The organism is Mycolicibacterium chlorophenolicum (assembly GCF_001044235.1).
GTDB classification, from domain to species: domain Bacteria; phylum Actinomycetota; class Actinomycetes; order Mycobacteriales; family Mycobacteriaceae; genus Mycobacterium; species Mycobacterium chlorophenolicum.
In genome coordinates this window covers 1-13,391 of record NZ_JYNL01000025.1, presented here as the reverse complement: position 1 = coordinate 13,391, position 13,391 = coordinate 1, and the positions used below count along the sequence as shown (strand labels likewise).

Annotated in this window: 13 protein-coding genes; 4 read left to right on the top strand and 9 right to left on the bottom strand. The window is 69.7% G+C overall.

Translation table 11 applies throughout. From position 1 onward, the window contains the following. Positions 1–138: 138 nt before the first annotated feature. Positions 139–858 (bottom strand): YqjF family protein, encoded by a 720-nt coding sequence (locus MCHLDSM_RS14480; protein WP_109788835.1) that lies wholly within the window; start codon positions 856–858, stop codon positions 139–141. A 26-nt stretch (positions 859–884) separates the two neighbouring features. Here MCHLDSM_RS14480 and MCHLDSM_RS14475 point away from each other — a divergent pair, with 26 nt between their 5' ends. Beyond that, the gene (locus MCHLDSM_RS14475; RefSeq protein ID WP_048470740.1) at positions 885–1,658 is read left to right on the top strand and encodes a class I SAM-dependent methyltransferase; all 774 of its coding nucleotides are present in this window, start codon (positions 885–887) and stop codon (positions 1,656–1,658) included. On the opposite strand, the gene MCHLDSM_RS14470 is transcribed toward MCHLDSM_RS14475, so the two are convergent. Beyond that, complete coding sequence (locus MCHLDSM_RS14470; RefSeq protein WP_048470739.1) at positions 1,643–3,148, bottom strand: DUF7782 domain-containing protein; 1,506 nt, start codon at positions 3,146–3,148, stop codon at positions 1,643–1,645. The two genes, MCHLDSM_RS14475 and MCHLDSM_RS14470, sit on opposite strands and share 16 nt — an antisense overlap. After that, on the bottom strand, positions 3,145–3,897 hold the full coding sequence (locus MCHLDSM_RS14465) for an SOS response-associated peptidase (protein WP_048470743.1): 753 nt from the start codon (positions 3,895–3,897) through the stop codon (positions 3,145–3,147). The genes MCHLDSM_RS14470 and MCHLDSM_RS14465 overlap by 4 nt, the downstream gene beginning before the upstream one ends. A 44-nt stretch (positions 3,898–3,941) precedes the next feature. On the opposite strand from MCHLDSM_RS14465, the gene aroA reads away from it, so the two are divergent. The 3 genes from aroA (at position 3,942) to MCHLDSM_RS14450 (ending at position 7,159) form a co-directional block, all read left to right on the top strand. Then, positions 3,942–5,246: a 3-phosphoshikimate 1-carboxyvinyltransferase gene (aroA, locus tag MCHLDSM_RS14460; RefSeq protein WP_048470738.1), complete on the top strand. Its 1,305-nt coding sequence runs from the start codon at positions 3,942–3,944 to the stop codon at positions 5,244–5,246. Further along, positions 5,243–6,238 (top strand): ribosome small subunit-dependent GTPase A, encoded by a 996-nt coding sequence (gene rsgA / locus MCHLDSM_RS14455; RefSeq protein ID WP_048470737.1) that lies wholly within the window; start codon positions 5,243–5,245, stop codon positions 6,236–6,238. Before aroA ends, rsgA begins: the two co-directional genes overlap by 4 nt. A gap of 75 nt (positions 6,239–6,313) precedes the next feature. Then, on the top strand, positions 6,314–7,159 hold the full coding sequence (locus MCHLDSM_RS14450) for an aldo/keto reductase (protein ID WP_048470736.1): 846 nt from the start codon (positions 6,314–6,316) through the stop codon (positions 7,157–7,159). Between the two features lie 63 nt (positions 7,160–7,222). Here the strand turns inward: MCHLDSM_RS14450 and MCHLDSM_RS14445 are convergent, their stop codons facing one another. The 6 genes from MCHLDSM_RS14445 to MCHLDSM_RS14420 all read right to left on the bottom strand — a co-directional run. Next, positions 7,223–8,473: a fatty acid desaturase family protein gene (locus MCHLDSM_RS14445; protein WP_048470735.1), complete on the bottom strand. Its 1,251-nt coding sequence runs from the start codon at positions 8,471–8,473 to the stop codon at positions 7,223–7,225. 73 nt (positions 8,474–8,546) lie between these two features. After that, positions 8,547–9,686 (bottom strand): ferredoxin reductase, encoded by a 1,140-nt coding sequence (locus MCHLDSM_RS14440; protein ID WP_048470734.1) that lies wholly within the window; start codon positions 9,684–9,686, stop codon positions 8,547–8,549. A gap of 68 nt (positions 9,687–9,754) precedes the next feature. Next, positions 9,755–10,252, bottom strand: coding sequence for a DUF6912 family protein (locus MCHLDSM_RS14435; protein ID WP_048470733.1), 498 nt, complete (start codon positions 10,250–10,252; stop codon positions 9,755–9,757). Between the two features lie 23 nt (positions 10,253–10,275). Next, positions 10,276–11,127, bottom strand: coding sequence for a polyphosphate kinase 2 (ppk2, locus tag MCHLDSM_RS14430; protein ID WP_048470732.1), 852 nt, complete (start codon positions 11,125–11,127; stop codon positions 10,276–10,278). After that, positions 11,099–12,853 carry a BCCT family transporter gene (locus MCHLDSM_RS14425; RefSeq protein WP_109788834.1) on the bottom strand — a complete coding sequence of 585 codons (1,755 nt, stop codon included), beginning with the start codon at positions 12,851–12,853 and terminating at the stop codon, positions 11,099–11,101. Before MCHLDSM_RS14425 ends, ppk2 begins: the two co-directional genes overlap by 29 nt. Before the next feature lie 59 nt (positions 12,854–12,912). Further along, on the bottom strand, positions 12,913–13,391 hold a 479-nt coding region (locus MCHLDSM_RS14420), incomplete at its 5' end, for a WS/DGAT domain-containing protein (RefSeq protein ID WP_048470731.1).

Below are 13,391 nucleotides of genomic sequence, written 5' to 3'. Positions count from 1 at the left end.
CATAGAACTCGCGCCGAACCTCAGACCCGAACCGCCGCCCACTGGTCACTCAGCAACCCCTCACACCACCGGATGTTGCAGTGACCGTATGAATCCGCCGGCGCTCATCGCGACCAGGAATGCGCTTCCGCGAGTCCTTCAGGCGACTTTCGACGGCGTGCCGAATCGGGCGTGCACCCCTGGCGAATACAACGCCCGCAGCTGCGGCCCCGCGACGGTCACCCCGGCTGCGGACACCAAATCGCTTGCCAAATCGATGATTTCGGCGCTGTGCAGCGGCCAGGTGGCGTGCTCGTTGGGCAGCCACCAGGTCCGGCCCGCCTTGCGGGTGTGCGCACCCCACCGCGCGGTCAGCCACACCTCCAGCGGCGTCGGTTCGATCGGCTCCCCGATGCGGACGGTGACGTCGCTGCGCAGTCCTCGCCGCGGCCAACGACGCACGCTGTCGTAGCGGATGCGGTCGCGGTCGCGGGTGACGCGCATCCTCGCCCACGTATACGGGATGCCCAGCGCGGCCCGGCTGGCCGCGACCGCCGCCAGCCGCTCGGCTTCCAGCGAGCGGAACAGCACCCCGTGCCGACCGCTGTCGTCGACGGAGTAGAGCCGGACGTTCGTCTCGGCGAACGTCCCGAAGTACGGCAGCCGCACCGCCGTGCCGAGCCTGAGGTCGCGCATGACGAACGGCACCAGCCCGACGTAGGTGACGCCGTCGACGACGTCGGGCCGGGTCCCCGGCGGGAAGAGCCGCGCGACGGCGCCGGGATCGACCGGCCAGTGCACGAACGTCAGGTCCGCCCAGAACTGGTCGAACGTCACCGGCCGCGGCAGCGGCGGCGCGTGGACCGCGAACTCGCTCATCGGCCCATCGTGGCACGCTGGAGCCTGTGTCATCGCCGTCGATCTGGTCTGCCGGGCGTTACGACGCCGTGGGCGAACGCATTGCCCACATCGCCGAGCGCGTGGTCGACGCCGTCGGGCGGCGACGGCCGCTCGCGGACGCGACCGTCGTCGATCTCGCGTGCGGCACCGGCAGCGCCGCGGTGGCCGCGGCGGCGCGCGGCGCACAGGTCACCGGTGTCGACCTGACTCCCGAGCTGATCGACCTCGCCGCCCGGCGCGCCCCGCACATCACCTGGACGGTCGGCGACGCCGCCGACACCGGCCTACCGGGCGGCTCGTTCGACGCCGTCGTGTCGAACATGGGCATCATCTTCGTCGAGCCCGTCAGTCAGGTCGCCGAGATCGCCCGCCTGCTCAAACCCTCTGGCGTGCTGGCTTTCTCGTCGTGGGTGCGCGCGCAGAGCAATCCGCTGTTCGACCCGGTGATCGCGGTGCTGGGCGCGCCCGCGACCGTCGGCTTCTCCCCCGACCAGTGGGGCGACGAGGCTCTCGTCGCCGACCGGCTGGCACCGCACTTCACCGAGCTGGAGTTCGAGCGCGGCGAGCACCGGTGGGAGTTCGCCTCGGTGTCCGCCGCGCTGGAGTGGCTGCAGACCGAGTCGCCGATGCACGTCGCGACGTTCGGGCGCGCCGGCGGCGCACGCCAGGAGTTGGCCGATGCGTTCGCCGCGGCGCTGCAGCAGCACGCCGAGCCGTCGGGCGTCGTCGCGTTCGCCTCGCCCTACGTCGTGGTCAGCGCGGTCTACCGCGCCTCGTAGAGGATCCCGCGGCCGATCGCCTCCCGCACCACCGGCAGCGCGGCGATGGCCAGCGCGTCGGCGTCGACGCCGTGGTGGGCGGCCAGCAGCTCGATCAGCATGCCCAGCGGCACCTCACCCCGGCAGCCCGCTAGCAGTGCGCGGGAGACCTCGTCGACGCCGATCACCGCGCCGGGCCCGCCGGGGCGGCGCACCGCGGCGCCGACGGTCTGCCAGCCGTCGGGACCGGGCAGCGACCGTTCGTCGAGCAACACCGGCGCGGTGGTCAGCCGGGCGGCCAGCAGCCGGTCGTCGCTGGTGTCGTGCAGGTACTCCCGGCGGGCGAAGAAGGCCTCCACCTCAGGGCCGGTGAGCTGCTCGTCGGCGCCGGTGATCTCCTCCAGCACCTGCTCGGGTGGACGGTGTTCCCCACGGCGCGGCGCGCGCACCACGATCATGCCCATGCCCACCCCGGCGATGCCCTCCGCGTCGAACCAGTCCAGCCACAGCCCGCCGCGGCGCGCGGCTTCCTCCGGGAGTTCACCGGCGTCCGAGGTCCACAGCGAGACGTAGCTGATCGGGTCGGCGAATTCGCGTTGCACCACCCACGCGTGCAGGCCGCTGCCGTCGAGCCATCCGCGGACCCGCTCCCGCCAGTCCTGCCCGTCGCGGACGATCCAGTTCGCCATGATCTGCGCGGTGCCGCCCGGCTCCAGATGCTCGTTGACTCCGCGGATCATGTTCTCGCACAGTGCATCTCCGGCCATCCCGGAGTCACGGTAGATGTAGTCGAGCGCCCCGACGCCGACCACGAACGGCGGATTGGACACGATGAGGTCGAACCGCTCCCCCGCCACCGGCTCGAACAGGCTGCCCGCCCTCAGGTCCCAGGACATGCCGTTGAGCCGCGCGGTCGCCGACGCCAGAGCGAGCGCGCGCTCGTTGGTGTCGGTGGCGACGACGTGGTCGCTGTGCCCAGCCAGGTGCAGCGCCTGGATACCGCAGCCGGTGCCGACGTCGAGCGCGCGGCCGACGGGCGCGCGGACGACCGCGTGCGCCAGGGACACCGACGCGCCACCGATGCCGAGCACGTGGTCGCGGCGCACCGGCCCGGGCCGCAGTGCCGCGTCCTGATCGGAGACCACGAGGAAGTCGCGGGCGCCATCGCTGTGCGGCCGGATGTCCAGCACGGCCCGGAACCCGCCGGGGGTGGGCTCGAGGACGCCGGCGGCGGTCAGCGCGTCGACGCCGGCGCCGGGGAACGCCGAGGCGACCCGGGAGCGGGTCTCGTCGGCGCCGAGCAGGAACAGCCGCACCAGGGTCGCCAGCTGTTGCCGGTCGGCGGGGGCCCGCTCGGTGGCCCGCAGCGCCGACCACCAGAGCCCGCGGCTGAACGCGGCGCCCGCGTCGGCGCCGAGCAACTCGGCGACCCCGTCGGTGGTGTAGTTCGCCGCGCTCAGGTCGGCGCCCAGCGCGTCGACCACCGCGCGGTCGGTCAGCGGCAGGCTCATAGCAGCGTGGCTTGCTCCGGCTGCGGCTCGACGGGCTCGATGAGTTCCGGCCCGTTGTTGCGCACGCTGTTGACCAGCCTCGACACCTCCCGAACCGCGATCCGGTCGAGGTCGCCGTGCCCGCGCAGCAGGCCCTCGTCGATCGGCGCGTCGGGGTCCAGCCAGTGGTCCCAGTCGCGGGCGCTGATCGTCAGGGGCATGCGGTCGTGGATCTCGGCGAGCGGCCCGGCCGCGTCGGTGGTGATGATCGTGCAGCTCAGCAGCGGTGGTGCGTCCTTCGGTGAGTCTTTCGGCCGCCAGGACGACCACAGCCCTGCCATGAACAGCGGCTCCCCGTCGACGGGGTGCATGAAGAACGGGGTCTTGGCGCCCTTCTGGCCCTGCCACTCGTACCAGCCGTCCATCGGCACCAGGCAGCGCTTGGCCTTGGCCGAACTGCGGAACGCCGGCGAGCTCGTCACCTTGTCCGACCGCGCGTTGATCAGCAGCGGACCCTTGGTGTCGGGGGTGCCGGCATCGGTGGCCTTCACCCACGGCGGCACCAATCCCCAGCGCATCAGCCGCACCCGGCGGGTCGACTCGTCGTCGGGGTCGGTGTGCCGTTTCACGACGGTAGCGACGGTGGTGGTGGGCGCCACGTTGTAGTTCGGCGACGCCGGCTCCTTGCGCTCGGAGGTGGCTTCGTCGATCGCCTTGATCTTCTCGGCCAGCAGCGCCGGATCGGTGGTCACCGCGAATCGCCCGCACATGGTCCCCATGGTGGCAGAAACCCACGACACGCCAGAATGGACGTGTGAGCACCTGGCCGGCCCCGTCGACCGCGACCCCTGTCCACGCCACCGTCACGGTGCCGGGCTCGAAGTCGCAGACCAACCGCGCCCTCGTGCTGGCCGCGCTCGCAGCCCCGCACGGCACCTCGACCGTGCGCGGCGCGCTGCGCAGCCGAGACACCGACCTGATGATCGGCGCCCTGCGCAGTCTCGGCCTGCAGGTGGAGGCCGCCGCCACCGACGACACCGAGCTGACCATCGGTGGCGCGCTCGAGCCCGAGCCGGGCACGCGCATCGACTGCGGTCTGGCGGGCACGGTGCTGCGGTTCCTGCCGCCGGTGGCGGCGCTGGGCACCGAGACCGTCACGTTCGACGGCGACGAGCAGGCGCGGGCCCGTCCGATCGCCCCGCTGCTCGACGGGTTGCGCGCGCTCGGCGTCGGGATCGACGGCGACGCGCTGCCGTTCGACGTGCGCGGCGAAGGTGCGGTTCGGGGCGGCACCGTCGAGATCGACGCGTCGGGCTCGTCGCAGTTCGTGTCGGGGCTGCTGCTCTCGGGCGCGGCGTTCGACAAGGGGCTGACGGTCGTGCACACCGGTGCCGAGGTGCCGTCCGCGCCGCATGTGGCGATGACGGTCGCGATGCTGCGCGAGGCCGGTGTGCAGGTCGACGACGCGACCGCCAACCGGTGGCGGGTCTCCCCCGGCCCGGTCGCCGCCCACGAATGGGTGATCGAGCCCGACCTGTCGAACTCGGTGCCGTTCCTGGCCGCGGCCGTGGTCAGCGGCGGCAGTGTCCGCGTCACGGGCTGGCCGGACGTGAGTACCCAACCGGCGCAGGCGATCCTGTCGATCCTGTCGATGTTCGACTCGGTGGTGCGCCGCGGCGACTCCTATCTGGAGGTGCAGGGCACCGCCACCTACGGCGGCATCGACGTCGATCTGCGCGCCGTCGGCGAGCTGACCCCGTCGGTGGCGGCGATGGCCGCGCTCGCCACCCCCGGGTCGGTGTCGCATCTGCGCGGGGTCGCGCATCTGCGCGGCCACGAGACCGACCGGCTGGCCGCGCTGAGCACTGAGATCAACCGCCTCGGCGGGCAGTGCGAGGAGACCGACGACGGGCTGACGATCACCGCGCAGCAGATGCACGGCGGGGTCTGGCAGTCCTACGCCGATCACCGGATGGCGACCGCGGGCGCGATCATCGGACTGCGGGTGCCCGGCGTCGAGGTCGAGGACATCGGCACGACGGCCAAGACGCTGCCGGAGTTCCCGCAGATGTGGGCCGACATGCTGGCCGGTCAGACCGACTCCCGGGCCGGCCTTTGAGCCCACGCGAGTACGACGAGACCGATGTCCGGGTGCGCCCGGGCCGCGGCTCGCGACCGCGGACCAAGACCCGGCCCGAGCACGCCGACGCAGAACAGGCCATGGTCGTCACCGTCGACCGGGGCCGGTGGGGCTGCGCGCTGGGCCGCGACCCGGCATGCCACGTCACCGCGATGCGGGCCCGCGAACTCGGCCGCACTCCGATCGTGGTGGGTGACGACGTCGACGTGGTCGGCGACCTGTCGGGACGGCCCGACACCCTGGCGCGCATCGTGCGGCGCGGGGAGCGCCGAACGGTGTTGCGGCGCACCGCCGATGACACCGATCCGACCGAGCGGGTGGTGGTCGCCAACGCCGACCAGCTGCTGATCGTGGTGGCGCTGGCCGACCCGCCGCCGCGCACCGGGCTGGTCGAGCGCACGCTGATCGCGGCCTACGCCGGTGGCCTGGAGCCGATTCTGTGCCTCACCAAGACCGACCTGGCGCCGGCCGAACCGTTCGCCGCGCAGTTCGCCGGCCTCGATCTGACGATCGTCACCGCCGGGCGGGCGGATGAGCTCGCCTCGGTGCAGCGATTGCTGACGGACAAGGTCACGGTACTGCTCGGGCATTCCGGCGTCGGCAAGTCGACTCTGGTGAATCGGCTTGTCCCCGACGCGGATCGGGCCACCGGGGCGGTCACCGACATCGGGCGGGGCAGGCACACCTCCACGCAGTCGGTGGCGCTGCCGCTGGCGTCGGGGGGCTGGGTGATCGACACCCCGGGGATCCGCTCGTTCGGGCTGGCGCACATCGCGCCCGACGACGTGGTGATGGCGTTCTCCGATCTGGCCCACGCGATCGACGACTGTCCGCGCGGATGTGGGCACATGGGGCCGCCCGCCGATCCGGAGTGTGCGCTGGACTCGCTGTCCGGGGCGGCGGCCGACCGGGTGGCCGCGGCGCGCCGGCTGCTGGCCGTGCTGCGCGACGCCGAGCGCGACCATTCCTGACCGGCCGATGACAATGGACCTGCAGTGTTTGTGCGGCCCGCCCATGGGGCACGCTGCCCGCGAAGGAGGTAGAACGTGACACAGGTACCCACGATCAAGTTGAACAACGGCGCGACGATCCCCCAGCTGGGATTCGGCGTCTATCAGATCCCGCCGGAGGACACCGCCGACGCGGTCAACACGGCGTTGAGCATCGGCTACCGCCACATCGACACGGCGGAGATGTATCAGAACGAGAAGGGCGTCGGCGAGGGCATCCGCAACTCGGGCGTCGACCGCGGCGAGGTGTTCATCACCAGCAAGCTCAACAACGGGTTCCACAAGCCCGACGACGCGCGCCGCGCGTTCGACAAGACGCTGTCCGAACTCGGGTTCGACTACGTCGACCTGTTCCTGATCCACTGGCCGCTGCCGACGCTCTACGACGGTGACTACGTCTCGACGTGGAAGACGTTGGAGGAGTTCGCCAAAGACGGTCGGGCCCGCAGCATCGGCGTCTCCAATTTCCAGGTCGACCACCTCGAGCGGCTGGCCCAGGAGACGGGCACCGTGCCCGCGGTGAACCAGATCGAGGTGCACCCGTACTTCACCAACGAGAAGGTGCGGGCCTACGGCAGCGAGCACGGCATCGCCACCGAGGCGTGGTCACCGATCGCGCAGGGCAAGGTGCTCGACGATCCGGTGATCACCCGCATCGCGGAGTCCGTCGGGAAGTCGCCCGCTCAGGTCGTGCTGCGCTGGCACATCCAGCGCGGGGACATCGTGTTCCCGAAATCCGTGACCGAGCAACGGATCAAGGACAACTTCGCGCTGTTCGACTTCGAGCTCGGCGACGACGATCTGTCGGCGATCTCGGGTCTGGACAAGGGCGAGGACGGCCGCACCGGGCCGAACCCGGACACCTTCGACTACGTGCCCTGATCGACTGCGATTCGGGTGTAGTTGGTCACGCTGGGGTTGACCAACTACACCCGAATCACTCAGTCAGGCGGCCCGGCGCTCGGCGCTCTGAGCCACAGTCTTGCGCGCACGTCGACGCGCCCGCACCGCCGCGATCGCCGACTTCAGTCCGCGACGCTCGGCCGGATCCAGCTCGACGAACATCCGCTCGCTGCGCGTCTCGGGTGCATCGTCGGCGGTGTCTTTCAGAAAGCGGTCCGGCAGCGACAGTTTCGCGATCGTGCGCCACGATTTGCCGTACTGCGCCACAAACGATCCCGTGGTGTAGGGCAGGTCGTACTTCTCGCAGATCTCCCGCACCCGCACCGAGATCTCGTAGTACCGGTTGCTCGGCAGATCCGGGAACAGGTGATGCTCGATCTGGTGGCACAGGTTGCCGCTCATGAAGCGCAGCACTGGGCCGTTCTCGAAGTTGGCGCTGCCGAGCATCTGGCGCAGGTACCACTGGCCCTTGCTCTCACCGATCATGTCGGTCTTGGTGAATTTCTCTGCACCGTCGGGGAAGTGGCCGCAGAAGATCACGGCGTTGGCCCACACGTTGCGGATGACGTTGGCCAGCGCGTTGGCCTTGAGCGTGGAGGTGAACGACGCTCGCGGCGACAGCGACGTCAGCGCCGGCCACAGCGCGTAGTCCTTGGCCACCTGATGGCCGGCCTTGACGCCGAACTCCTTGACGCGCACCATCGTCGCCTTGCGGTCGTCGCGGCCCTTGAAGATCTTGCCCAGCTCGAGATGCTGGAGCCCGACTCCCCACTCGAAGGCGACGCAGAGCAGGGTGTTGAAGAACAGGTTGCCCAGGTTCATCGGCGTCCAGCGCTGGTCGCGGGTGACGCGGATGACGCCGTAGCCCACGTCATCGTCCATGCCGAGGATGTTCGTGTACTTGTGGTGCATGAAGTTGTGGGTGAAGCGCCAGTGCTTGGACGCGCCGCTCATGTCCCATTCCCATGCCGAGGAATGGATCTCGGGATCGTTCATCCAATCCCACTGGCCGTGCATGACGTTGTGGCCGATCTCCATGTTCTCGATGATCTTGGCCACGCCCAGCGTGGTGGCGCCGGCCCACCAGTAGGCGCGCTTGGAGCTGCCGGCCAGCAGGAGCCGGCCCGCGATCTCGAGCGCGCGCTGCGCGGCGATGGTTCGGCGGATGTAGCGGGCGTCGCGCGCCCCGCGGGAGTCTTCGATGTCCTGGCGGATCGCGTCGAGTTCGCGCGCCAGCCCTTCGATGTCCGCATCACTGAGGTGCGCGAACTCGGGTACGTCGGTGATTGCCATGGGTTCCAACCCTCCTCTCGCCCTACCTACGCTACCGTAACCTACGAAGACGTAGGTTACTAGGCAGTAAACGCTAGACGTCGAGCACGCAGTCGCCCGATGCGGCCGAGACGCAGGTCTGCACCCGGCTGCCCGGCTCGTGCTCGACCCCGGTCCGCAGATCGCGGACGTGGCCGTCGAGCAGGCCCACGACGCAGGACTGGCAGATCCCCATCCGGCACCCGAACGGCATCTGGATGCCGGCGGCCTCACCGGCGTCCATCAGCGACGTCGCGCCGTCCACGGCGACTTCCTTGCCCGCCCGCGCGAACGCGACGGTGCCCCCGGTGCCGTGGCTGCCGCGCGTCACGGCGAAGCGCTCCAGGTGCAACCGATCGGCGACCCCGGCGGCGGCCCAGGTGCGTTCCGCGGCCTCCAGCATCGCCTCGGGGCCACATGCCCAGGTCTGGCGATTCCGCCAGTCCGGCACCACCTCGTCGAGGCGGGTCAGGTCGAGCCGGCCCTGGGTGCGGGTGGCCCGCACGGTCAGCCGGTAGCCCTCGTGCCGGTAGGCCAATTGCGACAGTTCCTCGGCGAACAGCACGTCCGACTCGGTGGGTGCGGAGTGCACGTGCACCACATCACCGAGCTGACCGCGGCGGGTCAGCGTGCGCAGCATCGAGATGACCGGCGTGATGCCCGAGCCGGCGGTGAGGAACAGCACCGACGCCGGGGCAGGGTCGGGCATGACGAAATTGCCTTGCGGCGCAGCGAGTCTGACGATCGTGCCCGGTTCGACGCCACCGACCAGGTGGGTCGACAGGAAGCCTTCGGGCATCGCCTTGACGGTGATCGTGATGGTGCGCGAACCCTTGCTGGTGACGGGGCTCGACGTCAGGGAATAGGAGCGCCAGCGCCAGCGTCCGTCGACCAGCAGCCCGATGCCGATGTACTGGCCGGCCTGGTAGTCGAACGAGAAGCCCCAGCCGGGCTTGATGACGAGCGTGGCGGAGTCGACGGTCTCGCGGCGCACCTCGAGCACCCGGCCCCGCAGTTCGCGCGCCGACCACAGCGGGTTGGCCAGCTTCAGGTAGTCGTCGGGAAGGAGCGGCGTGGTGATCCGGGCCGCGATGGTGCGCAGGAAATGCCACCCGGGCCGTTCTGCGGCCCCGGCGATGACGGGCTTCACGGTGTCGGCGACGCGGGCGGTGGTCTTGATCGTGGTCTTGGCCATGGGGGCTCCTACCGAAGAGCTGGTATCCAACCTACGGTACCGTAACTTACGGCTCCGTAGCCAGCCCCTCACAGCAGTTCGAGCAGGAACGGCAGCTCCTGCGCGGCGTACCAGGCCAGGTCGTGATCCTGGGCGTCGCCGACCGTCAGCTCGGCGTCCTCGTCGCCCAGATCCGCCTCGTCGACGGCCTCGACCGCGGCCGCGACCGCCGCCTCGGCCGCCGCGTTGTCGACGTACGCGGCGATCACCCGGCCGATCGGAATCTCGCCGGGGATCCGCACCACGGCGTCGTCGAGGTCGGGCCGCAGCGTCACGTCGTCGGCGTCGGCTTCCAGCACGGCGCGCCGGTTGGGCAGCCCGGTGTCGCCCTGGTCACCGATCAGGCGCAGCGACGCCAGCGCCGCGTCCCGCAGCGCGACATCGGTGAGTTCGTCGTCGTCGCCCTCGGCGTAGGACTCCCGCAGGGTGGGCGTCACCGCGAACGCGGTGCCGTTGACGGGGCGAAGCGATCCGTCGGCCACCAGCTTCTGCAGCATGGCCAGGGTCGCGGGAACGAAGACGCGCACTGTGCCGAGCGTAGTGGCCGCAACTAGTCGACGTCGCCCAGCAGCGTGGCGACGTGATCGTCGACATAGGTGGTCAGCTCCCGCGCGGGCCTGCGGTAGTCGCTGCTGACCACCGGCTTGGCCGGCAGCTCCACCCGGGGCAACTCCACGTCCTCGTAGTCGATCGACGACAGCAGGTGGGCGATCATGTTCAGCCGCGCGTGCTTCTTGGAGTCCGATTCGACGACGTACCACGGACTCTGCGGCGTGTCGGTGTGCACCATCATCTCGTCCTTGGCCCGCGAGTAATCCTCCCAGCGGTACACCGACTCCAGGTCCATCGGCGAGAGCTTCCACTGCCGCACCGGGTCGTGCAGCCGGGACCGGAAGCGGCGCAGTTGTTCGTCGTCGGACACCGAGAACCAGTACTTGCGCAGGATGATGCCGTCGTCGATGAGCATCTGCTCGAAGATCGGTGTCTGGCGCAGGAACAGGATGTGCTCGGCGGGGGTGCAGAACCCCATCACCTTCTCCACCCCGGCGCGGTTGTACCAGGAGCGGTCGAACAGGACGATCTCTCCGCGGGCCGGCAGATGGGCGATATAGCGCTGGAAATACCACATCCCCCGTTCGCGATCCGACGGCGCGGGCAGCGCCGCGATGCGGGCGATCCGGGGGCTGAGGTACTCGGTGATCCGCTTGATGGTGCCGCCCTTACCGGCGGCGTCGCGGCCTTCGAAGACGATGACCACGCGTGCGCCGGTCTCCCGCGCCCACTCCTGCAGTTTCACCAATTCCGTTTGGAGACGGAACAATTCGGCCTTGTAGATCTTGTTGGGCAGCTTGGCCTTGGTAGCGCCCCCGTCGTCAGCCGGCTTCTTCTCGCTGTGTGCCATCGCGATCCTTGCCCTTCGGGTCCTTCTCGACCGAGATGATGAAGTCGTCACCGTGCTGGGTGACGCCGGCGACGACCGCGCTGTTGACGGCCTCCGCGGCGTACTCGCGGCGCAGGATCTTCGGATCGCGGCGCAGATCCTTGAGCAGCGCCACCGCCATCGCCACCATCACCAGCAGGAACGGCAGCGCCGCGATGATCGTGATGGTCTGCAACCCGGTCAGCGCATCCTCGCCGCCCACCAGCAGCATGACCGCAGCGACCGCGCCGGTGGCCACGCCCCAGAACACGACGGTGCCCCGGCTGGGATGGATCGTGCCCTTCTGCGACAGCGAGCCCATCACGATCGACGCCGCGTCGGCACCGGAGACGAAGAAGATGGCCACCAGGATCATCACCACCACGCTGGCGATCGTGGCGATCGGATACTGGTCGAGCAGCGTGAACAACTGCTTCTCCACCCCGCCTTCGCCGGCCAGATCGGTTCCGCTCTGCTGCACGTGGATGGCCGACCCGCCGAAGATCGCGAACCACACCAGCGACACTAGGCTCGGCACCACCAGCACCCCCGCCACGAACTGACGGATGGTGCGGCCACGCGAGATTCGCGCGATGAACATGCCGACGAACGGCGTCCAGGACACCCACCACGCCCAGTAGAAGATCGTCCAGGACTGCAGCCACGTGTTGACGTCGTCACCCTCGGCGCCGGTGCGCGCCGACATCATGTTCAGGTCCGCGAAATAACTGCCCAGCGCGGTCGGCAGCAGGTTCAGGATGAACACGGTCGGGCCGACCACGAACACGAACAGCGCGAGCGCCACGGCCAGCACCATGTTGATGTTCGACAGCCACTGGATGCCGCGCGCCACCCCCGACACCGCCGAGAGCACGAAGCACACCGTGAGCACCGTGATGATGACGACCAGGATCGCGTTGCCGGTCTCCCCGATGCCGGCGACGATCTGCAGGCCACTGCGAATCTGCAAGGCGCCCAAGCCCAGTGACGCGGCCGAGCCGAACAGCGTGGCGAAGATCGCCAGCATGTCGATGACCTTGCCCCACGACCCGTTGGCCCGTGACCCGAGCAGCGGCTCGAACGCCGAACTGATCAGCTGCAGCCGGCCCTTGCGGTACACGCCGTAGGCGATCGCGAGGCCGACGACGGCGTAGATCGCCCATGGGTGCAGCGTCCAGTGGAACAGCGTGGTCGCCAACGCGTTCTGCACGGCTTCGGGATTGCCCTCCGCGCCGGTGCCGGGCGGCGGTGTGGTGAAGTGCGACAACGGTTCGGCGACACCGAAGAACATCAGCCCGATGCCCATGCCGGCGCTGAACATCATCGCCACCCAGGAGATGCCGTTGAATTCGGGCTCCTCGTCGTCACGGCCGAGCGGGATGGTGCCGTAGCGCCCGAGCGCGAGGTAGAGCACGAAGACGACGAAGCCGGTGCTGGTCAGCACGAACAGCCACCCGGTGTTGTTCATCACCCACGTCAGCGCCGTCGAGGACGCGTCGGCCAGCGTGTCGGTGCTGACGAAGCCCCACACCAGGAAGGCGATGGCGATCGCGGCGGTGACGCCGAAGACGGCCCAGTCGATACCGCGGGAGCGGGTGAGGCGCGCCTCTTCGACGGGCACGTCGAGTACGGGATGCGGGACCGGGCTCGGGCCGGTCGTGGGACCGTCAGCAACCGTGGCGGTCAGCTCATCTTCGGAGGTGGACATCCGAATCATTCGACTCCGCCCGCGGGCCACCGTCAAATCCCCATCCGGTCACCGATCGGTTACCGGGCGGCCTCGAGCAGTTCATCGAGGGCTTCGCGCATCAGGCTGGGCAGCATGTCGACGTCGCTCATCGCGTCACGGTCGGCGTTGATGCCGAAGTACAGCGTGCCGTTGTAGGACGTCACGCCGATGGCCAGCGCCTGGTTGTGCAGCAGCGGCGGCACCGAGTAGGTCTCGAGCAGCTTGGTCCCGGCGATGTACATCTGTTTCTGGGCGCCGGGGGCGTTGGTGATCAGCAGGTTGAACTGCCGCGCGGAGAAGCTGGTGGCCACGCGGATGCCCATGGCGTGCAACGTGGGCGGCGCGAACCCGGACAGCGTGATGATGGTGCGGGCGTCGACCAGGCTGGAGGCGGTCGGGTGCGTCTCAGTGGCGTGGGCGATCTGCGTCTGCCGGGTCAGCGGCCGGGCGTTGCGCGTCACGGCCGGCTCGGTGAAGAACCGGTAGGCGTCGACGTACTCTGGTCTGCGTGCGATTG